Source organism: Burkholderia sp. LK4 (assembly GCF_001043615.1).
Taxonomy (GTDB): domain Bacteria; phylum Pseudomonadota; class Gammaproteobacteria; order Burkholderiales; family Burkholderiaceae; genus Burkholderia; species Burkholderia cepacia.
In genome coordinates, this window is the sequence record NZ_LDUL01000041.1 from 75,346 (window position 1) to 98,366 (window position 23,021).

Annotated in this window: 25 protein-coding genes and 1 riboswitch; of the genes, 11 read left to right on the forward strand and 14 right to left on the reverse strand. The window is 66.2% G+C overall.

Annotated features, from left to right (window positions below; genetic code table 11):
* Positions 1–163 precede the first annotated feature (163 nt).
* The 4 genes from VK92_RS21140 to VK92_RS21155 all read right to left on the reverse strand — a co-directional run bounded on the left by VK92_RS21140 (position 164) and on the right by VK92_RS21155 (position 3,238).
* Positions 164–940, reverse strand: a complete 777-nt coding sequence (locus VK92_RS21140) for a glucose 1-dehydrogenase (protein ID WP_048025179.1) — start codon at positions 938–940, stop codon at positions 164–166.
* Between the two features lie 115 nt (positions 941–1,055).
* Positions 1,056–1,811 carry an SDR family NAD(P)-dependent oxidoreductase gene (locus tag VK92_RS21145; protein WP_048025177.1) on the reverse strand — a complete coding sequence of 252 codons (756 nt, stop codon included), beginning with the start codon at positions 1,809–1,811 and terminating at the stop codon, positions 1,056–1,058.
* 9 nt (positions 1,812–1,820) lie between these two features.
* Positions 1,821–2,687, reverse strand: a complete 867-nt coding sequence (locus VK92_RS21150) for an SDR family NAD(P)-dependent oxidoreductase (protein WP_048025175.1) — start codon at positions 2,685–2,687, stop codon at positions 1,821–1,823.
* A 50-nt stretch (positions 2,688–2,737) separates the two neighbouring features.
* Positions 2,738–3,238, reverse strand: coding sequence for a nuclear transport factor 2 family protein (locus VK92_RS21155; protein WP_048025204.1), 501 nt, complete (start codon positions 3,236–3,238; stop codon positions 2,738–2,740).
* A gap of 212 nt (positions 3,239–3,450) precedes the next feature.
* On the opposite strand from VK92_RS21155, the gene VK92_RS21160 reads away from it, so the two are divergent.
* Both VK92_RS21160 and VK92_RS21165 read left to right on the forward strand, forming a co-directional pair.
* Positions 3,451–3,963: a nuclear transport factor 2 family protein gene (locus tag VK92_RS21160; protein WP_048025173.1), complete on the forward strand. Its 513-nt coding sequence runs from the start codon at positions 3,451–3,453 to the stop codon at positions 3,961–3,963.
* 51 nt (positions 3,964–4,014) lie between these two features.
* A complete protein-coding gene (locus VK92_RS21165; RefSeq protein ID WP_048025172.1) occupies positions 4,015–4,731 on the forward strand; it encodes an EthD domain-containing protein in 717 nt (238 codons plus the stop codon).
* 85 nt (positions 4,732–4,816) lie between these two features.
* Here the strand turns inward: VK92_RS21165 and VK92_RS21170 are convergent, their stop codons facing one another.
* Positions 4,817–5,182 carry a hypothetical protein gene (locus tag VK92_RS21170; RefSeq protein ID WP_048025170.1) on the reverse strand — a complete coding sequence of 122 codons (366 nt, stop codon included), beginning with the start codon at positions 5,180–5,182 and terminating at the stop codon, positions 4,817–4,819.
* A 124-nt stretch (positions 5,183–5,306) separates the two neighbouring features.
* Positions 5,307–6,071, reverse strand: coding sequence for an alpha/beta fold hydrolase (locus tag VK92_RS21175; protein WP_048025169.1), 765 nt, complete (start codon positions 6,069–6,071; stop codon positions 5,307–5,309).
* Positions 6,072–6,226: 155 nt separating this feature from the next.
* Between VK92_RS21175 and VK92_RS21180 the strand changes: the two genes are divergently transcribed.
* On the forward strand, positions 6,227–6,646 hold the full coding sequence (locus VK92_RS21180) for an NUDIX hydrolase (RefSeq protein ID WP_048025168.1): 420 nt from the start codon (positions 6,227–6,229) through the stop codon (positions 6,644–6,646).
* A gap of 127 nt (positions 6,647–6,773) precedes the next feature.
* Here the strand turns inward: VK92_RS21180 and VK92_RS21185 are convergent, their stop codons facing one another.
* The 3 genes from VK92_RS21185 to VK92_RS21195 form a co-directional block, all read right to left on the reverse strand.
* On the reverse strand, positions 6,774–7,799 hold the full coding sequence (locus VK92_RS21185; RefSeq protein WP_231600669.1) for an alpha/beta hydrolase: 1,026 nt from the start codon (positions 7,797–7,799) through the stop codon (positions 6,774–6,776).
* A 175-nt stretch (positions 7,800–7,974) separates the two neighbouring features.
* Positions 7,975–8,844, reverse strand: coding sequence for a hypothetical protein (locus tag VK92_RS21190; protein ID WP_131723319.1), 870 nt, complete (start codon positions 8,842–8,844; stop codon positions 7,975–7,977).
* Between the two features lie 242 nt (positions 8,845–9,086).
* Positions 9,087–9,833: a TetR/AcrR family transcriptional regulator gene (locus tag VK92_RS21195; protein ID WP_124922721.1), complete on the reverse strand. Its 747-nt coding sequence runs from the start codon at positions 9,831–9,833 to the stop codon at positions 9,087–9,089.
* A 668-nt stretch (positions 9,834–10,501) separates the two neighbouring features.
* Between VK92_RS21195 and VK92_RS21200 the strand changes: the two genes are divergently transcribed.
* From VK92_RS21200 to VK92_RS21225, 6 genes are all read left to right on the forward strand, one after another.
* On the forward strand, positions 10,502–11,017 hold the full coding sequence (locus tag VK92_RS21200) for a hypothetical protein (RefSeq protein WP_048025163.1): 516 nt from the start codon (positions 10,502–10,504) through the stop codon (positions 11,015–11,017).
* An 86-nt stretch (positions 11,018–11,103) separates the two neighbouring features.
* Complete coding sequence (locus VK92_RS21205; protein ID WP_048025161.1) at positions 11,104–12,465, forward strand: NAD(P)/FAD-dependent oxidoreductase; 1,362 nt, start codon at positions 11,104–11,106, stop codon at positions 12,463–12,465.
* Positions 12,466–12,723: 258 nt separating this feature from the next.
* Positions 12,724–13,227 (forward strand): YbaK/prolyl-tRNA synthetase associated domain-containing protein, encoded by a 504-nt coding sequence (locus VK92_RS21210; RefSeq protein WP_048025159.1) that lies wholly within the window; start codon positions 12,724–12,726, stop codon positions 13,225–13,227.
* 69 nt (positions 13,228–13,296) lie between these two features.
* Positions 13,297–13,935: a helix-turn-helix transcriptional regulator gene (locus VK92_RS21215; RefSeq protein ID WP_021162168.1), complete on the forward strand. Its 639-nt coding sequence runs from the start codon at positions 13,297–13,299 to the stop codon at positions 13,933–13,935.
* 66 nt (positions 13,936–14,001) lie between these two features.
* Positions 14,002–14,976: a threo-3-hydroxy-L-aspartate ammonia-lyase gene (locus VK92_RS21220; RefSeq protein WP_048025157.1), complete on the forward strand. Its 975-nt coding sequence runs from the start codon at positions 14,002–14,004 to the stop codon at positions 14,974–14,976.
* Between the two features lie 151 nt (positions 14,977–15,127).
* On the forward strand, positions 15,128–15,376 hold the full coding sequence (locus VK92_RS21225) for a hypothetical protein (RefSeq protein WP_048025156.1): 249 nt from the start codon (positions 15,128–15,130) through the stop codon (positions 15,374–15,376).
* Positions 15,377–15,409: 33 nt separating this feature from the next.
* Here VK92_RS21225 and VK92_RS21230 read toward each other — a convergent pair whose 3' ends face one another.
* Genes VK92_RS21230 through VK92_RS21250 form a run of 5 tightly spaced genes read right to left on the reverse strand, consistent with a single transcriptional unit; the run spans position 15,410 to position 19,185 of the window.
* Entirely contained in the window at positions 15,410–16,234 is an 825-nt protein-coding gene (locus tag VK92_RS21230; protein WP_048025154.1) for an SDR family NAD(P)-dependent oxidoreductase, read from the reverse strand.
* A gap of 5 nt (positions 16,235–16,239) precedes the next feature.
* Complete coding sequence (locus VK92_RS21235; protein ID WP_048025152.1) at positions 16,240–17,115, reverse strand: SDR family NAD(P)-dependent oxidoreductase; 876 nt, start codon at positions 17,113–17,115, stop codon at positions 16,240–16,242.
* 31 nt (positions 17,116–17,146) lie between these two features.
* Positions 17,147–18,139 carry an NADP-dependent oxidoreductase gene (locus tag VK92_RS21240; RefSeq protein ID WP_048025150.1) on the reverse strand — a complete coding sequence of 331 codons (993 nt, stop codon included), beginning with the start codon at positions 18,137–18,139 and terminating at the stop codon, positions 17,147–17,149.
* A 43-nt stretch (positions 18,140–18,182) separates the two neighbouring features.
* Positions 18,183–18,851, reverse strand: a complete 669-nt coding sequence (locus VK92_RS21245; RefSeq protein ID WP_048025148.1) for a Dabb family protein — start codon at positions 18,849–18,851, stop codon at positions 18,183–18,185.
* Positions 18,841–19,185 carry a hypothetical protein gene (locus VK92_RS21250; protein ID WP_048025146.1) on the reverse strand — a complete coding sequence of 115 codons (345 nt, stop codon included), beginning with the start codon at positions 19,183–19,185 and terminating at the stop codon, positions 18,841–18,843. Before VK92_RS21250 ends, VK92_RS21245 begins: the two co-directional genes overlap by 11 nt.
* Before the next feature lie 167 nt (positions 19,186–19,352).
* Here VK92_RS21250 and VK92_RS21255 point away from each other — a divergent pair, with 167 nt between their 5' ends.
* Together VK92_RS21255 and VK92_RS21260 are read left to right on the forward strand one after the other, a co-directional pair.
* A complete protein-coding gene (locus tag VK92_RS21255) occupies positions 19,353–20,411 on the forward strand; it encodes a helix-turn-helix domain-containing protein (protein ID WP_048025144.1) in 1,059 nt (352 codons plus the stop codon).
* Between the two features lie 89 nt (positions 20,412–20,500).
* Positions 20,501–20,693, forward strand: a riboswitch (cobalamin riboswitch).
* Positions 20,694–21,032: 339 nt separating this feature from the next.
* The gene (locus VK92_RS21260; RefSeq protein ID WP_048025200.1) at positions 21,033–22,961 is read left to right on the forward strand and encodes a TonB-dependent receptor domain-containing protein; all 1,929 of its coding nucleotides are present in this window, start codon (positions 21,033–21,035) and stop codon (positions 22,959–22,961) included.
* Positions 22,962–23,021: the final 60 nt, after the last annotated feature.

Consider the following 23,021-nt stretch of genomic DNA (forward strand, 5'->3'; position numbering starts at 1 on the left):
GTCCAACAAGGGTTTCGCGGAAGCGGCAAATCCGGCCCGCCGCGCCCGCGTTTGGCCAGCGAGCGCGCGGGCCGTGCGAATTCACGTTTTCGCTAGTCAGGCAAACCCTGAATTAGGTTGCGTACACAAACATCCGACGAGAACGTGCGGCAGGCCCACCTGCTCAAAACGGCGCGCCCGGCAATCCGGGGTAATACGCTCCTGCCGCCATCCCGCCGTCGACGGCCAGTTCGGCGCCGTTGCAGTACGACGCTTCGTCGCTCGCGAGGAACAGCGTCGCGCGCGCGATTTCATCGGGCAGGCCGACGCGTTGCAGCGGCACGTTCGCATAGTGCTTGTTGATTTCCTCGAGCGGCGCGCCGGTCGGGTTCGACATCGCGGTGTTCACGCCGCCCGGATGGATCGAATTCACGCGTACGCCCTGATGGCCGAGTTCGAGCGCCGCGACCTTCGTCAGCCCGCGCACGCCCCACTTGCTCGACACGTACGCGGCCAGTGCGTTCACGCCGCGCAGCCCGTCCACCGACGAGATGTTGACGATCGACCCGCTTTTCTGCGCGATCATGCGCGGCGCGATCGTCCGGATCCCGACGAACGTGCCGACGAGGTTGATCGACACCGCACGCTCGAAATCGCGTTTCGACAGCTCGGTGATGCCGCCGAACGTCAGCACGGCCGCATTGTTGACCAGCACGTCGATACGGCCGAACTGCTCGACCGTCGCTTCGGTCACGCGCACCCAGCTCGCTTCGTCGGCGACGTCGAGGCGCATGAAGCGCGCCGCGTCGCCGAGCTCGCGCGCGAGCGCTTCGCCTTCCGCATCGAGCACGTCGCCGATCACGACGCGCGCGCCCTCCGCGACGAACAGCCGGCACGTCGCCGCGCCCATGCCACGCGCACCGCCCGTGACGATCGCTACCTTTCCTTCCAGTCGACCCATGTCGTCCTCTCTTCGATTCCGGTTTGCCGGCCGCCGCGCGCAGGCGTGCACGCGCGTGCCGGATCATGATCGGCACGCGGCCAGTGCCGCGCGCCTGTGCCGTCGGCCCGCGTCGTCAGCCCCAGTACGCCTGCCCGCCGTCGAGCGGCAGCGTCGCGCCCGTCAGGTACGCCGCGTCGCGGCTCGCCAGAAACACGATCGCGCGCCCGATGTCCTGCTCGCAGTCGCCTACACGGCCGAGCGGAATCGTGCGGAAAAACGCGGCGGCTTCCTGCGGGTTCGCGTCGACCCAGCCTTTCAGGCCCGGCGACAACGCATGCGGTGCGACCGCGTTCACGCGGATCCCGTCCACGCCCCACTCGCAGGCAGCCGCGCGCGTCAGCGCACGAATCGCCTCCTTGGTCGCCGCGTACGCGCCGTAGCCGGACGCATCCCAGCGCACCGCGGCCGACGAAGCGAAATTGACGATCACGCCGTCGCCCTTCAGATGCGGATGGCACGCGCGCATCATGCGCAGCGTCGCAATCGGCCCCGACTCGAGCCCCGCGTGGAAATCCGCATCGGTGACGTCGAGCAGGCGGCCGAGCGGCACGACCTGCGCGTTGTTGATCAGGATCTGCACGCCGCCGAAGCGCGCAACGACGCTGTCGACGCACGCCACGATCTGCGCGGCGTTCATCACGTCGCACACGAACGGCTCGGCCACGCCGCCACGCGCGCGAATCGCCTCGCAGGTCGCGAGCAGCTTGTCGCGGGTACGACCGACCACCGCGACGTGCGCGCCTTCCGACGCGAGCGCCTGCGCGACGCCCTGGCCGACGCCCTGCCCCGCGCCCGTCACGAGCGCGACCTTGCCTTTCAGGATGCCCATGTGCGCTCCTCAGGCGACGATCGCCGGATGGGCCTGCACAGGCCCGCCGAGCAGTTCGCGGTACGACGGCGGCTGCTTGCCGTCGAGATCGGCGATGCCGTACCGCAACGCGGCTTCCGCGCCGACTAGCACCTGCCCCGACAACCCCATGCGCTGCGGATCGCCATGGATCGCGTGAATCACGCGGCCCGTGAATTCCGGACTTTCCGCAACGAGCGAGAATTCCTTGTACAGATCCGGGTGTTCTTCCCACACGCGCGTCGTGCGCTCGGTGCGCAGCGGGCCCATCCAGATCGACACGGCCGCGACGTCGAACGGCTTCAGGTCGACGGCCATGTCCTTCGCGAACTTGTCGACACCGGATTTCTGCGCGCCGTAGGCCGCCCCGTGCATGTAACAGCTCGCGCCGAACGACGACGTGAACGCGATCAGGCCGCTGCGACGCTTCACCATCAGCGCCGCCGCGTGCCAGCTCGCGACATAGGCCGAGCGCAGGCCGACATCGAGGATGTTGACGAGGTCGAGCGACTTCTCCCAGAACGGGCCCGGCAGGATCAGTTGATCGTGCAGGTAGGTCGCGTTGTTGACGAGAATGTCGAGCCGCCCGCTTTCGCGTTCGACGCGCTCGAACAGCGCCTTCACCTGCGCGTCGTCCGCGTGGTCGCATGCCACCGCGACTCCGCGGCCGCCGAGCGCATCGATCTCGCGTGCGGTCTCGTGGATGGTGCCGGGCAGCGGCGCATCGCCTTCGTTCTGCGAGCGGCCCGTGACGTAGACGGTCATGCCGGCCGCACCGAGCGCGCGCGCGATACCCTTGCCCGCGCCGCGCGATGCGCCCGTCACGACGGCGACCGGCGCATCGTGGTTCTGTGTCATGTTCGATGTCTCCTGTGGAATGTGCGTCATGTGCATGGCGCTGGCGTGCGTCAGGCGGCCGGCGGCTGCGCACCGGCGAACAGCACGCCCGGCGCATCGCCTTCGTAACGGGCCGACAGCGTCGACGTGACGACGCAGCGCGTGCCCGCGATCTTCCATTCGCCGTCGACCTTCCGGTATTCGTCGTCGTAGTACGCGCCGAGCTGCGTGAGCGATCGCGCGTTCGTGTCGATCACCTGGTAGTGCAGGCCCCACGTGCCACGCGCATGCACGTCGTCGAGCACGTCGATCTCGGGATTCACGCCGTGATGCATCTCGACGATGTGCGGATGGCAGCCGAGTTGCACGAATACGTCGACGAGCGCGTCGCGCGTGTCGAACGTGCCGATGCGGCCGTAGTCGATGCGCACTTGGCCGGGTGCGAAGCAGTCGCGCATCCCTTGCGGATCCTTCCGGTCGCAGCACGTGAAGTAGCGCGCCTTCAACCGGCGGATCGCGTCGGCATCCTCGAGCCGGCGCACACGCGCTTCCAGCGATTCGATGAGGGTCATCCTGTCTCCTTGTTCGGTGCCGGTGCGGTTCGATGGCCGCGTCGATGCCACGTTACCGCCGCGCGATGCGTCGGCCATCACCCGTTCGGATGAAACCCGCGATTCGTCCTCGCAGCGCGGAGCACACGCGGACGGCGCGTTCGTCCGAACAGACGATGTGATGCAGGCGGCTTCGTTCCTACCATCGAACGACACCACCACGAGACCCGGCGATGGACGACACGACCCGCACGCTCCATGAATACGAGCAGATCCGACAGTTGAAGTACCGGTATTTCCGCGCGGTCGACACGCACGACTGGGCGCTGCTCGCGGATTGCCTGACCGAAGACTGCGAGGCCCGCCTGTACGGCGGCCGCTACGTGTACGACGGCCGCGACGCGTTCGTGTCGAGCCTGCGCGAGCTGATCGGCAAGCCGACCTTCCTGACGATGCATCACGGCCATCACCCCGAGCTCACGCTGGTCTCGGCCGATCATGCATGCGGCGTGTGGTTTCTCGAGGACCACGCGATCAATCTCGAGGACAACTACCTGCTGCACGGCACTGCGTTCTACGACGACCAGTACGTGAAACGCGATGGCGCGTGGCGCATTCATGCGACGCGCCACGAACGCCTGTTCGAAACCGTCACGTCGCCGATTCCGCCGTCGTTCACGCTGACCGCGAACCGGTTCGCGCCGGACGCACCCCCGTCGGCCGGATCGCCTGAAATCGCTTCCTGAACCCCGGCGGCAACGCCGCCGATCCCGTCATTACCCTCTGGAGCCGGAGCAATGGAGAAAGTCATTTACGTGTTGTGGCGCGACGCGCAGGCTGCGCCCGATCAGTGGAGCCGCTCGGTGCGCGCGCCACTCGCCGACAAGCTGCTGTCGCTCGGTGCGCACGGCGTGCAGGTGAACGTCGCGGATGCGGACGTCGCGCCGGCCGCCGGCCTGAAGCAGACCAACACGCACCCGGGCATCGACGGGATCGTCGCGGTGTGGGTCGATAGCGCGAACGCGATGTTTCGGCAGCCGTTCGACGACGCGGTGCGTGCGGTCGTCCCGCACATGGCTGCGTATCTCGTCACGGAGTCGCAACCGATTCCGAATACGCGCTTTCCTGCACGGCCGGGCGAGCGCACCACGGGCTTCTCGCAGCTCGCGTTCCTGAAGCGGCCGCCGCGCCTCACGCACGAAGCATGGCTCGACGTGTGGCACGGACATCACACGCGCGTCGCGATCGATACGCAGGACAATTTCCTGTATGTGCAGAACGTCGTCGTGCGCGCGCTCACGCATGCGGCGCCCGGTTATGACGCGATCGTCGAGGAGTGCTTTCCCGCCGCGGCGATGACCGATCCGCATGCGTTTTTCGATGCGGTCGGCGATGACGAAAAATTCCAGCGCAATGTGGCCGAGATGATGGACAGCTGTGGACGCTTCATCGACTTCGACAAGATCGATGTGGTGCCGACGAGCCAGTATGTGGTGAAGGCAGTGCGGGGGTGAGTTCGGGGGGCGTGTGGGGCGATCCTTGCCGGCGCCGGGAGTTGTCGTTCGATATTGCCGAACAGGTTTTCCCGGCCCCTTCAACTCACTCGAACTTGCGGAAATCCACGTATTCCTTGACGAACTTCCCCGTCGACAGGAGGGCACTTTCGATGTCCGCGATAACGGATGCGTTGTCGCTCGACGCCGTCACGAACAGTCCCCAGATATCGTCGTCGATTTCATAGTGGCCCCGGGCGTAGGTCCAATAGCTGAAGCAGCGGTCGTGAAACAATGCGACCACCGGTTCATCAAGGCCGTCCGGATGCGGAACCTCGACAGCGTGCAGCGCATCCTGCAGGATCGCGGCGATGCTCGGGAAATCCGCTGCACGATGATCATCGAGTACCTCGACCAACAGATCACTGCCGTGAAATTCCGGTCGAACACGGAATCGAATCAGGTTTGTCATGGCTCGTTTTCTGTTGTCGTGGCCCGGTATCGAACGATTGCTCGCAGCCGGTTACGAAAGCGGACACGCCGAACGGGCATTGGTCGCGTCGATGACGGCACACTTGCCGACGCCGGTTTTCCGGTTACTCGAGCGCCTGCCGGATCGCCAAGGCGAGCCCGGCCGGATTCTCCCAGGCCATCGAATGACCCGCGTTTTCCACGATGCCGACGTTCACCCCTTCCGCGGGAAGACGTTCGGTGTCGACATCGGGCAGCGAGCGCGCTCCAAACAAAACGGTTCTCGGCATCTTCATCGCACAGAGCTGCTCGCGCCAACTTGGATGACTGCCCTCGATGAGCGACACGGCACTTCGATGAACGGCATATGGAGCACTGGCCGACATCGAAGCAGCCCAGATATCGCTGCCGCCGGCGGCGGATTCGGCGATCAGTGCGGCGTGCCCGGCTTGCACGTATTCCACCTCTGTCATCGCCGCGATTTTCCTGCTGAAAAAGCCGCCTCCAGGCGCCAGATTGGGCTCGCCCAGCACGAGATGTCGCACCCGCTCACCGAGTTGCATCGATGCGGCGATCGCCACTGCGCCCCCCATGCTGTGACCGAACAGGTTGAGCGACGACAGCGCCAGATGATCGGCGAGTGCCACGATCGTTCCGGCATGGTCTTGAATGGTGTAGGAAAAGTCCAGGGGCCGATCGCTGAACCCGAATCCAGGCAGATCGACCAGCACCGCCCGATGCCCCGACAAAGCAGGCTGTGCCATGACACCCGGATAATCGCAGGAGGACGCGCACCCCAATCCGTGAACGAAGAATGTCGGTATCCCTTGCCCGGGGAGATCGTGATACCGGAGTCCCCATTGGCCGTTCCTTACAGCAAAAGTCTTCATGTTCGATTTCCATCTTTCAACGTTCACGGCGGTATCGGCTGTACCGCGCCTTGACATCGCTGTCGTGCCACGCGGATGCTTATATCAAATCGAGCGTACGCGTCGATACCCGAGAATCTACACTGACAGCCCCGCTTCCACGATATGGATCATGCATGGAATCGCGTGCCCCCTTCAGTGGTTCGAAGATTGCGCTCTTCAAGGACCGGGACATCCTCGTCTATCGACGTGACGACAAGCCCGACATCCCGTTTCCCGGCCTGTGGGACTTGCCCGGCGGAGGCAGGGAAGGTAACGAGACGCCTGAAGCGTGCGTGTTGCGTGAACTCCATGAGGAATTCGGATTGACGATACCGGGCAGCCGGATAGGTTGGTCCAGGGTCTATCCGTCGAGCCGGCCCGACCGCCTGCCACACTGGTTCTTCGCCGGTTGGCTGAGCGCCACGGAAATCGCCGCGATCCGTTTCGGCAATGAAGGCCAGGAATGGACGCTGATGGATGTCGACGCGTATCTGCAGCTCACTGATGCGATCACGCATTTGCAGGCACGCGTGACGGATTATCTGAATCGTTGACGGCGCACGATTGCCGGCGATTGACGTTTGTCCGTCGAATGTCGCGTGCTGGCGAACGCCGATCGATGCGTTCGACCGAAGCTGGCTGACGTGACCATGCCCGCTTCCCGACAGCAGACACTCGACGTCATTTGACCGGTGCCTGCTTCGATAAAGGCCGCCCTGACGGATCAACCGGATTCGATTGGAACTGGCACCGGTTCGCCGCCGCATGCACGAACGCCGAAATTGCCGCCACCACGCCATCCGCCAGCGGCAGATCCGGGTTCGAATAAGCGGCGAGGTTTTCCTGCAGCGCCGACGTGCGAACCGTCTTGAGCGCATGATTGGCGTCGGCGATCAGCGCCATTTCGGCCCGCGGATTGGCCTGCTTCAGAAGTTCCGCGTCCTGTACGCCGACCTGGATATCCCGCGCCCCCTGCACGATAAGCACGGGCTTCATGTAACCGGCCAGCAGCGCTGCCGGATCGAGGGTCAACTCGCTCATCAGGAAGCGCTGGACTTGCGGCCTGAACAACGGCATGAGTGCCGGGTCGATCCTGGCCGCGTCTACCCGTTCACCTGCCTCCAGGGATTCGAGGATCGACATTGCATTGGCAAGAATCGGCGCATTTGCCGGGTTCGATTGCAGTTGTTGCCTCAACACGGGCCCTAGCGGGCGCCCTGCCGTCGATACCAGGATCAGGCCGTCGATGTCGTCCATTTGCCGGGCAGCCGACAACGCCACCCATCCGCCCTCGCTATGCCCCAACGGCCACACGCGGGAAGCTCCCGTCCGCGCGCGAATGGCGGCGACCCACGAACGGACGTCGGCCGCGTACTCGTCGATCGTGACGTCATCGGCATCCGGTATCGCCGACGCGCTGCCGTACAGGCCGCGCTTGTCGATTCGAACCGACGCGATTCCTTCATCGCGCAATCCTTCCGCGAGTAATCGGTACGTCGACGCCTGAACCCCGTTCGGCGCGTTACCGTTCCTGTCGGTCGGGCCCGAGCCCGGCACGATCAGCACCACCGGGGCATCGCCGGAACCCGGGGACAACAGCGTGCCTTTCAACGGGCCGGCCGGGCCCGGCGCTTCGATTTCCGTCTGCATGGTTTGTAAAGGATCTCTCGAATGAAGGGCGCAAGCCATGGTGATGCTTGCGAACATCGCCGTCACCATCGGCCCCGGCCGCGCATGAAACCCTCGACGTCTTCCCGGGATGGCCACGACGTCCTGGCAACACGGCGATCAATTGCCAACGACGGAAGCGGCTCGTTCAAGCCGTCGTACCTGGCCGACGCCTGTCGGATGCAATTGACCGAGGCCGCCCCGTTCTTGCCCGTCAGTCACCCGTGAACCGGCGCGGCTGATACGTATTCCCGTTCCAGGTAAAACGCGCGGACTTGCCCGCCCCTGCCTTTCCCTTGGGGCGCACAAGGAGGTCGTAGTGCCCGTTCGTCATGTGAGGACTGAACGACAGCACGTAATGCGTCTCCGTCGTATTTTCCGCATCACAGGAATCCTGCTGGGCATCGCCCGGCTTCCCGCGTTTTCCGTCGTTCTTCTCCTCACATTCCGCCGCCCCGTCCTTGTCATAGGTCGACCAGTCGGTAAGCGCGGAGAAGACGGGCGTCACGCGACCATCGCGATAACGGTACAAGCTCAGTATCCCGGTCGAATCGCTATGTGCGGTCGACGTGTAGTTATTGCCAAAGAGCACGCCAAAGGCAGTTTCCTGCGCGCTGATCCTGTAGGGAATGACGTCCATGGCCAGGAAGGCACTCCATAACATCGGCGACGTATCGACGCGCTCGCTCCGATCGCTCGCGAGCAGGCGGAACCCTTGCCCGTCGCGGGTCAGCACACCTGTCCACAACTCCGCGTCGACGGTCTCGGTCGGGCGCTGGACCAATGCGGCCACGACCCAAAGCGGCCCGGAAGCCGATGGACCATGCGCCCATGGTGACAGCGCGACACCCTTCACACTGTCTGCCGGGGCCGGGTCCGTGCCCATCAGGGTACGCAACGCAGCTTGTTGCTGCTCGTCGTCGGTCACGTTGCTCGACGCAAACGCGCAGTGCGCAACCAGCGCCAGGACGAGCGTCAGCACCGTTTGGATGGAAAAGTCGAGTTTCCTGCTTTTTCGGGCGCGTGAATATCGCCGCCCAAAGGATGAAGCATCTCCGCGTGCTTCCTGCATGCCGATCGACATCGCCCGTGTTCTCCTCGTAGATCCTGTTTCCAGCCAGTTGCAAGCAAGTTTCGTCGCGTCAACGTCTCTGCGCCTGACTCGACGGGCTTCGACCACTCGAGCCCACGCCGGAGACGTCGAACCGCATCGCAGCGATCAGCACGAGATCGCGCCGCGCGTCGACCCGCGTCGGCATGCAGCGCTTTCCGTCTTATGAAGTTGCCCCGATCGGCGCCGACGCCGCGCCGCCGCAGCGATTCAACTCATGGCGCCTTGGCCAAAGCCAGAACGGCCATCACCGCATCGTCCTCGATTCCCTTGATATCCGACGGGAACCGGTTTCTTTGCGGTATCAACACGATGAGCCCCTCGATCTGCGCGGTAACCAGCGCGGCTCGCCTCGCGAGCGCGGCGTGTGACAGCGCCGGGTTCACGGCCTCGATGAATCCGGCGATCACGCGCCGTTGAAACCCGTATCCCTCTTCGAGCATTTTCCGCGCAAACTCCTGAGTCTGCGCCAGTGCCCAGAAGTTCACGAACAGGCTTTGCGTCCGGGGCTGCTTGCCGTCTTCGAGCAACAACCTGACCACTTTCTCCAGGCGGCCCTCGGCGGTCAGCGACGTGTCCGCGCTGACACTGTCGTACGTATTGGCGTAGGCCTCCATCGTCGCGGAAAGGATGGCCTCGAAGATGTCTTCGCGAGTGGGGAAGTAATGTTGCAGGTTCGACAGCGCCAGGCCCGCCTTCGCCGCGACCTTCCGCATGGTCAGCCCACCATAGCCTTCGACGACGAAGATCTCGATCGCGCTGGCCATGATTTTATTCACCGTGTTCTTTCCGCGTTCGGTCAACACGCGTTCGTTATCGAGAGCCGCCCTCTTCAAGAAATCCTCCTGCTGCCCCATGAGCGAATGCCGGCCGCATACCAACCGCGCCGCCCCCGCTCGATACACCGGAAGCGGATATTTAGGTTGGCCGACCTGATTTTGCAAAGCATCGATACCCGACACCGGATCGCGCCGATCGACTCGAATTTGCCGCCGGCTTCCTGGCGCCCGCTCTGCGGCGGGGGCCGAGACACCGAACCTGACGGCGACATTCTACGCAGGTTTGGGAATCCGGGCAGACGAGAGGGTATCCATCGGCAAGCGGGCCTGTTCCCTGCCCGATGTCCGTATGCAAGCGGAATCATTGCTCATCTTCCACTTGTCTAGCCTCTCCTGCAAAACAGCCCACTGTGGCAACGAGCGCGCTTCCTCACGTAGTTCGAGAAACTGCCGATCCACGCCCCCGGCCTCGCAGCGCTGAACCGGATGGCGGCAGCCGCGATCCGCCATCCGCCTCGCGCGTTCATCGCCGATGTTGCACAAATAGGTCATGTGACATATTATCGTCTGCACGCACCGGCGACGGCATACGTCGCAGATTGCCCGGCATCACTTAAAACGGGCTTCGGAGAATCGCTTCCTCTCGGGAAGCCGCACGGACGTTTTCGCGTGCGGGACTGCTGGCGTGTTCAGCGATTGAGTACGTAACCCCTTTTGTCCCGGCCGTCGATGTCAGCCGGCCCTTGATTATCAGGATTACTGCATGCTTTCCAGAAGCGATCGACATGCCTGCATGGCCGGGAACCGATTTTCCCTGCCGGGCTCCGGCCATACACGAGCGGAAAATTTCGATGCCGACTGACGCATTTATCGCAGGATTTCGTCACGAGATCCAGAACCGCGCGTTCGCCCTGTGTGCCATTGGAAGACTGGCGGGGCGCCTCGACGGCGATCCCCGCCAGCGTCTTTGGGCAGCCTATCTGAAGCTGGAAGCGTTCAATGCGCCGATTTACCGCGCTGTGGCGACCCGCTGGGGGATGGATGCTTCGCCCACGCTGGCGACTCGGCTGAAGGCATGGGTAGTGAGTTCAGTCCCGACGTGTCTGCTGAAGCCCTTCCTGAAGTACGTGTACGCGGAGACTATCGCCTACTGCGAAGCGTTGCGCCGCCTTCGAGACATCGGCCCCTCCGACGCGCGCGACTTTCTCGACTACATGGTCGATCAGGAGGAGTTCCAGATCGACATGATGAGGCGCTCGTTGAATGGTGACGATGCCGTGCTGGCAAGCCGCATCGACACGTTCATTCAGCAGCACAAGAGAATAGCTTCGGATTCCGAAATCAATAGCCGGCGTCAGCAGGCGTGAGCCTCTGTCACCCGTGAAATCAGCCGCTTCGCCCTCGCAGTCATTCATCGGGCAGCGGCCGGATCTCCCCACATGCGAGCATCGCGATGGCATTCGATCAAACACCCCTGCTTCAGGCCAGGTCATTCTGGCAGCAAGCCTACGGAGAATATTCGCCCAATCCAGCGCTGATCGGGGATCTCAAGGTCGATGTCGCCATCATCGGCGGCGGCTTCACCGGGCTGAACACCGCGTTTCAATTCAAGCGGGACAATCCCAACGCTCGAGTCGTCGTGCTGGAGGCCGCCATCGTGGGATTCGGTGCCAGCGGTCGCAACGCCGGGTTCAGCACGAAGATGTTCGGCCTGGAGCCGGAACTGGTCCTGCTGCGCTGGGGCAAGCAAAAGATGATCGATGCTCATCGCTACCTGCAGCTCGCCGTCGCGCATACCCGGCAGCTCATCGACGAACACGGTTTTCAGTCCGACTACTGCCATGGCGGCCTGGTTCGCGCGAGCTACACGAAACAGCAACTGGGCCGCATGCAGAAGACGTTCGAATTGTTCCAGAAGCTGGGCATCGACACGGACATGGCGTGGCGCAGCGCGCACCAGTTCCGGCAGGACTTCCATTCGGAACGTTTCGCGGGCGGCATCTACGAGTCGGACACCGGATACCTCAACCCCTGCAAGCAGGTCCGGTCGCTGAAGGCGCTGGCGATGTCGAGCGGGGTCTCGATCCACGAGCTGACACCGGTCACGAATCTGGAAAGAACACCGCGATCGGTACGCATCGCGACGCCGCACGGCCGGATCGAGGCAGACAGGATCGTCGTTGCGACGAATGCCTATTCTCGCGACGTTCCCGGCCCACCGAACCTGAAAGCGCGTCAATATCCGCTCTGGACGTATCAGGTCGTCACCGAACCCTTGAGCGCGGCTCAATGGGACAGCATCGGCTGGAAGGAACGGCAATCCTTCGGGGACAACCGGCAGATGCTGCACTATTTCAGGCCGACGGCCGATGGCCGCATTCTCATGGGAGGCGGCGACGCGATCAGCTACCGGACGGACGCGATGGAAGAGGTTCCCGCGCCCGCCGCCTGGCGACATTGCGAGGCACACCTGAAATGGATCTACCCGCAGCTGCAGAATACGCGCATCGACTATCGATGGGGCGGCCCGGTTTCCGTGACGATGGACATGGTTCCGGAGATCGGTTTCATCGACGACGAACGCATCATCTACTCGGGTGGATGTTTCGGTCACGGCGTCGCCCTGACGCACCTCAACGGCCGGACGATCGCGGACATGCTGAGCGGGAAGCAAACGGCCTTGACGGACTTCTGGATCGTGAACCGCAAATCGATGTCGATGAAGAGCGACACGCTGTCGTTCCTGTGCGGCAGGGCGGCCCGTCAAGCGCTGAAGACCTGGGACCGATGGGAGGAGCGAGGATTGACGAAGTAACGGCGGAGGATCCGCGCGTTCCCGCCCTGGCCGGCGGCATGACGCTGGCGCCGGCAATTCCCCGGCGCTCATCAACATTGCGCAACGCAACTGTTTGTCGATCCCCTTTCCACCCGCCGCGCCCTCCACGCCCCGCCCGCACGCACCTTTGCCACGCCCATGACAAAACGTCTATAATTGGACAATCCATCGACTGGCGCGCCGAAGCATTCGCCCCTGGCGCGCCTCGATTCCCCGGCCCCGCCTGCCCGGAACGACATGAGCGACTACCCCGTTTTCGACACGCTTTGCGATCTGCTGAACACGTCCGGCGCACGATTCCGCGTGCTGGAACATCCGGCCGAGGGAAAATCCGACGCGATCGCCGCGCTGCGCGGCACACGGCCCGAACAGGGCGCGAAGGCGATGCTGTGCACGTTCAAGGACGGCGGCGACGCCACCGCCCTCGCGGTGATTCCCGGCCACCTGAAGATCGATTTCCGCAAGGTCGCCGATGCGGTCGGCCGTCGCAAGGCGACACTCGCATCGCCCGATCTCGCGGCCGCCGTCACGCGCTGCTTGATGGGCGCCGTGCCGCCGTTCGTGTTCGACGCCGGCGTGACGCTCGTCGTCGATCCCGCTCTGGTCGAACAGAACACCGAGATTGCATTCAACGCGGGCCGCCTCGACCGCTCCGTCGTACTCGACTCGGCCGACTACGTGCGGATCGCGCAGCCGCTGCTCGCCGACATCACGCGGCCGCAAGCGGCGGACGGCGAGTAACCCGCCCGCCGCCGGTCGCCCGTTTCCCGGCACCCTCGCATCGATCCGAACACCAACCGCGAAACCACCATGACCACCACCCGGAACAAGGCGCCGTCCGAGCAGGCATCGCTGATCGAACAGGTGCAGCGCATTGCCGAAGGGCTCGGCGCGATGTTCGCGCCGTTCACCGAGGTCGTGGTTCACGACCTGCGCACGCCGAAGCACGCGATTCTCGCGATCCACAACAACCTGTCGGGACGCGCAGTCGGCGATCCCGCGACCGAGCTCGGCCTCGCCCGCATCGCGGACGACGATTTCCCGCAAGTGCTCGCGAACTACCCGAACCGCTTCGCCGACGGCCGCACCGCGAAAAGCACGTCGATCGGCATCAAGGATTCGACCGGCCGCTACGTGGCCGCGCTGTGCCTGAACGCCGACACCACGCTGTTCCGCGGCTTCCAGGGCATGCTGAACCAGTTCTGCAGCACGGATGGCGAAGCCGTCGCCGAAACGCTCGACCCGGCCGGCGCGGACGCGATCCGGCAACGCATCGACGCATTCGCGATGCGCCTCGCGACGACGCCGCGCGAACTGAAGACCGACCAGCGCCGCGAGCTGATGCAGGCGCTGAAGGCCGACGGTTTTCTCGAAGTGCGCCGCGCGATGGAAATCGTGTCGCAGCATCTCGGCGTCTCGCGCGCGACCGTCTACAACGATGCGAAATGATTCCGGATTCCGGCGCGCCGTGCGCGCGGCGTCCCTGTTGACTGACCTTTCCGACCCCAAACGACCATGAACGCTCCGACTCTCCCCACGTACGACGACGTTGCTGCCGCCGCGGCCCGGCTCGAAGGCCATGCGCACCGCACGCCGGTGATGACATCGCGGACGATCGACGAAGCGCTCGGCGCGCAGGTGTTCTTCAAGTGCGAGAACCTGCAGCGCATGGGCGCGTTCAAGTTCCGCGGCGCGTTCAACGCGCTGTCGCGCTTCGACGCGGAGCAGCGCCGCAACGGCGTCGTCGCGTTCTCGTCCGGCAACCATGCGCAGGCGATCGCGCTGTCGGCGCGCATCCTCGGCATTCCCGCGACGATCGTGATGCCGCAGGACGCGCCGGCCGCGAAGATCGCCGCGACGCGCGGCTACGGCGGCAACGTCGTGACCTACGACCGCTACATCGAGGATCGCGAGCAGATCGGGCGCGATCTCGCGGCGCGGCACGGGCTCACGCTGATCCCGCCCTACGACCACCCGGACGTGATCGCCGGCCAGGGCACGGCGGCCAAGGAACTGTTCGACGAAGTCGGCCCGCTCGACGCGGTATTCACGCCGCTCGGCGGCGGCGGGTTGCTGTCGGGTACCGCGCTCGCCACGCGCGCACTGTCGCCGCACGCGACGCTGTACGGCGTCGAGCCGGAAGCCGGCAACGACGGCCAGCAATCGTTCCGCTCCGGCGCGATCGTGCATATCGACACGCCGCGCACGATCGCCGACGGCGCGCAGACGCAGCATCTCGGCAACCTGACGTTCCCGATCATCCGCCGCGACGTCGACGACATCCTCACCGCGACCGACGCGGAACTGGTCGACTGCATGCGTTTCTTCGCCACGCGTATGAAGATTGTGGTCGAGCCGACCGGCTGCCTGTCGTTCGCCGCCGTGCGACGGATGAAGGACGCGCTGCAGGGCAAGCGCGTCGGCGTGGTGATCAGCGGCGGCAACGTCGATCTCGAGAACTTCTGCACGCTTGTGTCGGCGTCGGCCTGACCATCGCGGCGCGCATGACCATGCCGTGATCCGCGCCGCATCCCGCCGCATCGCTCCTTCACGCCGCGTTAAGTTTCGCGCCCTAGACTGATTACGTTGTCCCGCAGTCAGTCGCGCAATCCGTCGCGCAGTCAGTCGTGAAGGAGCCACCATGAAAACGCACGCGATCGTCGCCGCCGCCCTGACGGCCGCTTCCCTTTCGGCGTTCGCTCAACCGGGCGTCACGTCATCCGGTTTTCCCGCCGCGTCGCCGCACGACGCCGTCGCGCAAGCGACGCACCGCTCGCCCGCCGCGTTGCCGCACGCCGGCTTCATCCTCGCGAAGATCGATCAGAACAATACGCCCCCCGATCGCGGCGGCGACCCGAGCGGCCGCACGCATTCCGGCACGCACATGTGACGGCTCGCGCCGGGCGCCGCTGCCGCCCGGCCCTCAGAACGACGGCAACGACGGATCGCGCGCGGCCAGAATGTCGTCGGTGCGCCGCTGCAGCGCGCCGTCGATCGTCTCCGGTTGCGGAACCAGCCAGTACCGCCCTGCTCGGATGCCGTCGAACACCCGCTCGGCGAACGCGTCGGGCGTGAGCCCGTGCGCGTTCAGCATCGAGCGCATCGTGTCGACGAAGCCGCGCACTTCGGGCCGGTCGTGCACCGCGCCGAACGGGTCGTTGAAGATGCCCGATTGCACGGGGCCAGGCGCAAGCAACGACACGCCGACCGGCGCACCGAGCATCTTCAGTTCTCCGTACAGCGATTCGGTCAGCGCGACCACCGCGAATTTCGTCGCCGAATAAGGCGACATCAGCGGGCTCGGCAGGAACCCGCCCACCGACGCGGTATTCACGATGCGCGCCGGCACGTTGCGTTCGAGCATCCGCGGCACGAAGCTGCGGATCCCGTTCAGCACGCCGTGCACGTTGATCGCGAAGCTGCGCTCGAAGCGCTCCGGCGTGATTTCCCAGCTGAAGCCGGTCGCCATCACGCCCGCGTTGTTGAACAGCAGGTCGACGCCGCCGAAGCGCTGCCACGCGGCTTCCGCCAGCGCATCGACGGCTTCCGGCCGGCTGACGTCGGTCGGCACGCACAGCACGTCGGTGTCGAGCGTCGCGGCGAATGCGTCGAGCTTCGCCGGGTCGAGATCGGCCAGCACGACGCGCATGCCGAGCCCGGCAGCGTGGCGTGCAAGCCCGCTGCCGATGCCGCTGGCCGCGCCGGTGATCACGGCGGTGCCGCCGTCGAAGCGAATCGGGTTCGTCATGTCGATCAGAGTCCTGTGGGGTCGATGTGAGGATGCGCATACGCGGGAATCACCGGCGGCGGCAGCACCGTGCGGCCGTCGAGCGAATGCACCGCGAGCTGCTGCGCGAGCGGGAAATGCAGGCTGTGCGTGACGAGGCCGGTGCGTTCGCGCGCCGGCAGGCTGCACAGCGCGAGCGCGGTTTCGGCGAGATACGCGACATCCTCGGTCGGATAGCCTTCGGGGATGTAGCGCGCGGCGCCCGGCGTGCGGATCGCCGTGCTCGGCGCGACGAGATTCACCGCGATGCCGTCGGCTTCGAGTTCGGCCGCGAGCCCCTGCGTGAAGCGCGACAGCGCCGCCGTCGCCGCCGCGTAGACGGTCGCGCCGCCCGCACGCGAGAAATCGTCGAACGGGCGCAGCGGCGGCAGCGCCGTCACCGAGCCGACGTTCACGATCCAGCCGGCGCCGCGCGCACGCATCAGCGGGATCGCGGCCTGCGCCAGCGCGAACGGAATCCGCAGATAGTGTTCGATCGTCGTGTCGAACATCGTCATCGGCATCGCGTCGACGCACGCATAGTCCGCCACGCCCGCGTTGTTGACGAGGATGTCGAGGCCGCCGGCCGCCTGCGCGGTGCGCCCGACGAGCGCGTCGCGCTCGGCCGCGTTCGACAGGTCGGCCGCGAGCGCGATCGCGCGACCGCCCGCCTGCTCGATCAGCGCGACCGTTTCGGCGAGCGTGCCGGCGGTCGTGGCCGATTGCGCGAGGCTGCGCGCCGTCACGACGACGGTCGCGCCTTCGGATGCCAGGCGCTGTGCGATCGCACGGCCAATGCCGCGGCTTGCGCCGGTCACGAGCGCGCACTTGCCGGCCAGTACGCCGGTTCGGGTATCGGTCATCGTTGTCTCCTGTGATGGGCGTGCGGGCCGCTCAACCGGCGATATCCGCAACATGAAGCACCAGCTTCGTTTTCGCCTCGCCCGTTTGAACGAGATCGAGGGCATGGGCCGCCTGTTCGAGCGGAAATCGGTCGAAGCGCGGCACGCGCAGTGCGCGCCGCTCGAGTTGCGCCGCGATCCGGCCGAGCGTGGCGCCGCTCGGCATCCGGCTGTAGGTCATCGCGGTGCGCAGGCCGCGCCGGGCGGCTTCGGCGGCCGTCGCGGCCTGCCGCTGCGCATCGCCCGGCGCAAGCGTCATGATGTTCACCAGCGTGCCGCCCGGTGCCAGCAGGTCGAGCGCGTCGGGCAGCGTGTCGCCGCCGACCGCGTCGAGCACGAGGTCGACCCCGCCGGGCGCCCATGCGCGCAGCGCCGCCGCGACGTCCTGTGCGCGATAGTCGATGCTTGCCGCGGCGCCCAGCGATTCGACCGTCTCGCGATTGCGCGCGGAACACGTCGCCGCGACCCGCGCGCCGGCCTGCACCGCGAGCTGGATCGCGAACGTGCCGACCGCGCCCGCGCCGCCGTGCACCAGCACGATCTGTCCGGCCCGCAGCCCGCCGTCGTCGAACAGGCCGGCCCACGCGGCAAGCGCCGGTGTCGGCACCGTGGCGGCTTCCGCGAGGCTCAGCGCGTCGGGCACGCGCACGACCGAGTCGTGGCGCACCGCCACGTATTCCGCATACGCGCCCCAGCGCCCCGCGCCGACGTCGGTCTGCGCGAACACCCGCATGCCGGGCGCGAAACCGTCGACGCCGTCGCCGACCGCTTCGACCACGCCCGCCGCGTCGAAACCGATCACGAACGGAAACGTGTACTGCATGAATGCGCCGAGGTAGCCTTCGCGGCATTTCCAGTCGGCGGGATTGACGCCCGCAAAGGCAACGCGGATCAGCACGTCGCCGGGGCCCGGCGTCGGTGCCGGCACGTCGGCCATCCGCAACGCGTCGGAATGAGCGGCGCGGTCGATCAACAGGGCTCGCATCTTCGTGTCTCCAGGGAGTTGTCAGCTTGACGTTCGCGCCGCATCACGCCGCCGTCTCGGCCAGCAGGCTGGACGCGAGCGGACAGAACGCATGCGAGATCGCATCGACGGTCCAGTCGGGGCTTTCGGCATCGAACCGGCGGTCGACCCAGCCCCAGTGATACGGATGCATCAGGTATTCGCCGAGCAGATCGCCGACGTGCGCGAATTCCTGCTGCCACACGTGTGTCCATGCGCCCGGGGTCGCGATCCGGCTCAGGCGCCAGTTGCGGATGCCGGGCATGAACGCGGGCATGCGCAGCAGTTCGCGTTCGAGCGCGGCGACCTGCTCGGCTCCGGCCTGCGGCCGCACGCGCAGCATCAGCGTGCGCCACACGCCCTCGCGCAGCGCGGGTTCGCGCAGGCCGCCGCCGATCGCGCGGCACAGGGCGCCGTCGATGCGCACGATGCCCGGCAGTTGCGCGAGCGCGGCGAAATCCGCCGTGCCGTCGGCCGCGCAGTCGGCCACGCAGTTGGCGGTGCCATTGGCCGCCGAATCGTCGCGCAGCACGTCGAGCGTGTAGGCGCCCGCGCCCCAACTGCCATCCTGGTTGCGCGCCAGCGCCACGCGTTTCGCGCCGACCAGCGCGTGCGCGGCTTCATGCAACGCGCGTTCGATGCCCCCGGCGTCGCAATCCGCCGACACGAACACCTGTGCCGTGTCATGCCGCATGATCGGCCTCCGTCAGCGCGGGCAGCGGCGCATCGGCGTCCGTCATCACATGGCGGCGGCGCACGTCGCACAGCGCGTCGACCGCCATCCAGAAACTCACCACGCCGGCATCCGTCAGCGCGCGCATCCGGTAGTAGGCCGGCGCATCGGCCACGTGCCAGGTCAGCCACAGCGTGCTCGGCTGCCCCGGCACCGCGACGGGCGGCGACACCCAGTGGCCGGCCGCCGTCAGCCCGCGTGCCGCGTGGCCCGGCAGGTAGCGGTCGCGCAGCAGCGCAAGCACGTCGGGAATGCGCTCGGGCGCGAGCGTGATTTCGTCTACGATCTGGATCATTCGCGTGTCGTTCGTGGTCGTTCGTGACAGGGATCGGCGGCCGGCCTACGCCATTCCGGCGAGGCCGCGGGCGGCCGGCGTGGATAGCATTCTTGCGTGGCGGCGATGAGCGGGCCCCTACCGGCCCGCTCACCGGCCCCTGTCGCAACGATCAGATCGGGAAACTCATGAAACAGCGCGCCATGCCGGCCCGCGGCCGCATCCTGCCGGGCCTCGGCGCGCGCCTGCTGAGCGAACTCACGCGCAGCGGCGCGCCGTCGGCCGACCGCGATGCGCAGCCACCTCGCCCGGCGACGACACCGGGCGATTTCGTCGCGCTGTACCGCGACGCGATCGAGCGGCTCGAGGCGCGGGTCGCGCGCGGCGACGGCCACCCACCGATGCGCAAGCGCGAAGTCGACCTGATGTGCCGCTGCCTGCTGAGTTGCGCGACGCTCGCAGACGCGATCCGCTGTGCGGCCGAGTTCTGCGAAATGCTGCAGCCGCGCGCCGGTCACCTGACGCTTGCGATGCGCGACGGGCGTGCGCTGTTCCGAATGGATTCGCTGCGGCGTACGCGCAGCCCGGCCGCGTGCCTGGTCGACCTGACCGGGCTGTTCTGCTACCTGCAGCTGTTCGGCTGGCTGATCGGGCAGCCGTTGCGGCCGACCGACGTGTGGCTCGGCCATCCGCGCCGCGATGACGCGATGCCGTTGCTCGGACTGTTCAATGCGCCGGTTGAAGTGGGCCGCAAGACCTACGGTTTCGCGTTCGATGCGGCGCGGCTCGCGTGCCGCGTGATCCGGCAGCCGGCCGAGCTCGACGCGTTTCTCGTCGATTTTCCGTTTCGCCTGATCGATGCGGCGCCGGCCGTCGTGTCGTGGACGCAGCAGGTGCGCGGTTTCCTCGATGCGGCACTCGCGCATGAGCAGGCGTTGCCGATGCTCGACGAACTGGCAGCATGGCTCGGCGTCAGCGAGGCGACGTTGCGGCGGCGGCTGACGGCCGAGCACACCGGTTATCACGCGCTGAAGGAGCAATGTCTCGCCGAAGCCGCACAACACTGCCTGCGTGAATCGGACTGGCCGGTCGCGCGGATTGCCGCGCATCTCGGGTTCGGCGGCGAGGAGGCGTTTCGCCGCGCGTTCGTCCGGTGGACAGGAGTCGCGCCGAGCCGGTTCAGGCGCGATCGGACGGCTTCGAACCACCCTGTTTCGTCAGACATGAAACGCGGCGCCGACGCATGAAAGAAAGGATTTCGAAAGGATTTGCCCGGTAATGACGTTTTTTCGCATCCCTGCGTCGCCGGATATTTGACGCGGCGGCGCGCACGCCATTACCCTTGCGCGCTGATGGTGCCCGGAGACGGGATCAAAAGGGAACGCAGGAGAGGCCATGCCTCGAATCTGCGGCTGCCCCCGCAACTGTGAGCGGTGAATTCGTGCCACTGCGTGCCACTGGGAAACCGGGAAGGCCCGCACGAATGACGACCCGCGAGCCAGGAGACCTGCCATCGACCCGAGGTCCAGGCAGCCGCACCGGGCGGGGTGTCCCGGAGCGCCAGGCACCGCCGTTGGCGGTCGCCCGCTGCATGGACGGCCCGACCTCAGGATCCGCCCGATGTCCATCGTTACCGCATCCGCTTCCGCACCGGAAGCGCCGCGCCGGCACGCCGCCGGCCTGCACGGCCCGCCCGCACGCGCGTGCCGTCCCCCATCGACTGCGTCCGCCGGCGTGCGCCGCGCCGACGCCCGTGAAACCGGCCTGCCCGGCCCGGTCGCGCGATAACCCGATCACCGATAACAAGACCGGTGCTGCCCGCCCGTTCCCGATTGACGCCAGCGCAGCCCGACGACAACGACAGCCTCATGAAGATTCGACACCTCCTTGCCACGTCCGCCGCGACCGCGCTCCTCTCGCCCCTCGCCCACGCCGCCGGCGACACCGCGGTTTCGCAACCGGCCCCGGCCGCCGAAGGCACCGACCTGCCGACGATCAACGTGACCGACACGCGGCGCCTGCCCGAGTCGTTCGACCAGCGTTATGCGACGACCCAGGTGCTCACGCGCACCGATCTCGACCGGCTGTCGCCGAGCGACCCGAGCATCACGCAGGCGCTTGCGACGCTGCCCGGCGTGACCGTCTCGCAGAACGGCGGCCCCGGTTCGTCCGCGTCGGTCAGCATCCGCGGCTCGTCGGCCAACCAGGTCGCCGTGTTCATCGACGGCATCCGGATCGGCTCGCCGACCACCGGCATCGCGCCGTGGGCCGACTTGCCGACCGAAGCGTTCGAACGTGTGGAAGTGATTTCGGGGCCGGCTGCCGCGTCGTTCGGCGCCAATGCGATGGGCGGCGTCGTGCAGCTCTTCACGCGCCGCGCCGCCAACCAGCCGAACCAGACGACCGTGTCGTTCGGCGGCGGGTCGAACAAGACGTTCGACACGCAGCTCCGCACGTCGGGCACGGTGCCGTCGACCGGGCCGCTCGCCGCGCTCGGCGGGCTCACCTACTCGCTCGGCCTGCGCTCGTACAACACGGCCGGCATCGACTCGACGCGGCCCGTGCTGCCGTACCATGAGGCCGGCCGCAACCCGTACCACGCGCAGGATCTCGATGCGCGCCTCGGCTACGCGCGCGACAACTGGTCGATCTCGACGTTCGCGCTGTATCACCGGTCCGATCTGTCCTACGACAACAGCGGTTATGCGAACCGCCAGCTCGATCATCAGCTGACGACCGGTATCGCGTTCCATCTCGACATCACACCCGACACGCAGTTCGACCAGTCGTTCGGTTATGCGAACGATCGCCAGTTCCTCTACGCGAGCGATCCGGCCATCCCGACCGACCAGATCAATTCGCAGCGCATCAGCACGTCGACGTCGTTGACGCATCAGGAACGCGGGTTCCACCTGTTCGGGCTGCCGCTGTCGGGCGAGACCAAGCTCGCGTACGACTTCACGCGCGAGCAGGCGTTCCTGCCGGTCGATATGCCGGGCGGCATACCGACGCGCAACGATTCCGCGTTCTCGCTGCATCAGTCGGCGACGCTCGGCAGCGTGACGATGTTCCTCGCCGGGCGACATGAAATCATCGCCGGGCAGTCGGTGAATACGGGTAACGCGGCGCTGTCGTGGGCGATCACGCCGGTGTATACGGCGCGCGTGTCGTACGGCAATGCGTTCAAGCTGCCGACGTTCAACGACCTCTACTACCCCGGCTACGGCAATCCGGATCTCAGCCCGGAACGCAACACGTCGGTCGAGGCCGCGGTCGATGCGAACACGTCGTACGGTACGTTCACGGCCGCGATCTACGACACGCGGGTCACCAACCTGATCGCGTACAACCCGGCGACGTTCTCGCCGATGAACATCGGTCGCGCGCATATTCGCGGGATCGACCTGTCGTACAAGGGGACGATCGGCCGCTCGACGCCGGTGAGCGTCGCGGTCGGGATCCTGAATCCGCAGGACGAGACCAACGACTCCTGGCTCAGCCGCCGTCCGCGCCAGACGGTCAGCATCAACATCGATCACACGTGGGATGAACTCCACCTGCATGCGTTGAGCACGGGGGCGTCGCTGCTTTACGGCGGCACGACGTTCGACGATCCGGCCAACTCGACCTATCTGCCGTCGTACCTGACGGTGGGCCTGCGCGCGTCGTACCGGATCAATTCGCACCTGACGGTGTCGGCGACGGTGTCGAACCTGTTCGACCGGCAGTACATGACCGCGTATGGATACAACACGCTTGGCCGGACGGCGTTCGGGAAGGTGAGTTACACGTTCTGACAGGTGAATGAGGAGGCCTTGGCGCGGTGGGCGGCAAGGTCTCCCGTCGGGAAGCAGAGT

Excerpts from the sequence above, each read along its gene's own strand:
- VK92_RS21140 (WP_048025179.1), bottom strand. The coding sequence starts at position 940 with ATGGGTCGACTGGAAGGAAAGGTAGCGATCGTCACGGGCGGTGCGCGT.
- VK92_RS21145 (WP_048025177.1), bottom strand. The coding sequence starts at position 1,811 with ATGGGCATCCTGAAAGGCAAGGTCGCGCTCGTGACGGGCGCGGGGCAG.
- VK92_RS21150 (WP_048025175.1), bottom strand. The coding sequence starts at position 2,687 with ATGACACAGAACCACGATGCGCCGGTCGCCGTCGTGACGGGCGCATCG.
- VK92_RS21155 (WP_048025204.1), bottom strand. The coding sequence starts at position 3,238 with ATGACCCTCATCGAATCGCTGGAAGCGCGTGTGCGCCGGCTCGAGGAT.
- VK92_RS21160 (WP_048025173.1), top strand. The coding sequence starts at position 3,451 with ATGGACGACACGACCCGCACGCTCCATGAATACGAGCAGATCCGACAG.
- VK92_RS21165 (WP_048025172.1), top strand. The coding sequence starts at position 4,015 with ATGGAGAAAGTCATTTACGTGTTGTGGCGCGACGCGCAGGCTGCGCCC.
- VK92_RS21170 (WP_048025170.1), bottom strand. The coding sequence starts at position 5,182 with ATGACAAACCTGATTCGATTCCGTGTTCGACCGGAATTTCACGGCAGT.
- VK92_RS21175 (WP_048025169.1), bottom strand. The coding sequence starts at position 6,071 with ATGAAGACTTTTGCTGTAAGGAACGGCCAATGGGGACTCCGGTATCAC.
- VK92_RS21180 (WP_048025168.1), top strand. The coding sequence starts at position 6,227 with ATGGAATCGCGTGCCCCCTTCAGTGGTTCGAAGATTGCGCTCTTCAAG.
- VK92_RS21185 (WP_231600669.1), bottom strand. The coding sequence starts at position 7,799 with ATGTTCGCAAGCATCACCATGGCTTGCGCCCTTCATTCGAGAGATCCT.
- VK92_RS21190 (WP_131723319.1), bottom strand. The coding sequence starts at position 8,844 with ATGTCGATCGGCATGCAGGAAGCACGCGGAGATGCTTCATCCTTTGGG.
- VK92_RS21200 (WP_048025163.1), top strand. The coding sequence starts at position 10,502 with ATGCCGACTGACGCATTTATCGCAGGATTTCGTCACGAGATCCAGAAC.
- VK92_RS21205 (WP_048025161.1), top strand. The coding sequence starts at position 11,104 with ATGGCATTCGATCAAACACCCCTGCTTCAGGCCAGGTCATTCTGGCAG.
- VK92_RS21210 (WP_048025159.1), top strand. The coding sequence starts at position 12,724 with ATGAGCGACTACCCCGTTTTCGACACGCTTTGCGATCTGCTGAACACG.
- VK92_RS21215 (WP_021162168.1), top strand. The coding sequence starts at position 13,297 with ATGACCACCACCCGGAACAAGGCGCCGTCCGAGCAGGCATCGCTGATC.
- VK92_RS21220 (WP_048025157.1), top strand. The coding sequence starts at position 14,002 with ATGAACGCTCCGACTCTCCCCACGTACGACGACGTTGCTGCCGCCGCG.
- VK92_RS21225 (WP_048025156.1), top strand. The coding sequence starts at position 15,128 with ATGAAAACGCACGCGATCGTCGCCGCCGCCCTGACGGCCGCTTCCCTT.
- VK92_RS21230 (WP_048025154.1), bottom strand. The coding sequence starts at position 16,234 with ATGACGAACCCGATTCGCTTCGACGGCGGCACCGCCGTGATCACCGGC.
- VK92_RS21235 (WP_048025152.1), bottom strand. The coding sequence starts at position 17,115 with ATGACCGATACCCGAACCGGCGTACTGGCCGGCAAGTGCGCGCTCGTG.
- VK92_RS21240 (WP_048025150.1), bottom strand. The coding sequence starts at position 18,139 with ATGCGAGCCCTGTTGATCGACCGCGCCGCTCATTCCGACGCGTTGCGG.
- VK92_RS21245 (WP_048025148.1), bottom strand. The coding sequence starts at position 18,851 with ATGCGGCATGACACGGCACAGGTGTTCGTGTCGGCGGATTGCGACGCC.
- VK92_RS21250 (WP_048025146.1), bottom strand. The coding sequence starts at position 19,185 with ATGATCCAGATCGTAGACGAAATCACGCTCGCGCCCGAGCGCATTCCC.
- VK92_RS21255 (WP_048025144.1), top strand. The coding sequence starts at position 19,353 with ATGAAACAGCGCGCCATGCCGGCCCGCGGCCGCATCCTGCCGGGCCTC.
- VK92_RS21260 (WP_048025200.1), top strand. The coding sequence starts at position 21,033 with ATGAAGATTCGACACCTCCTTGCCACGTCCGCCGCGACCGCGCTCCTC.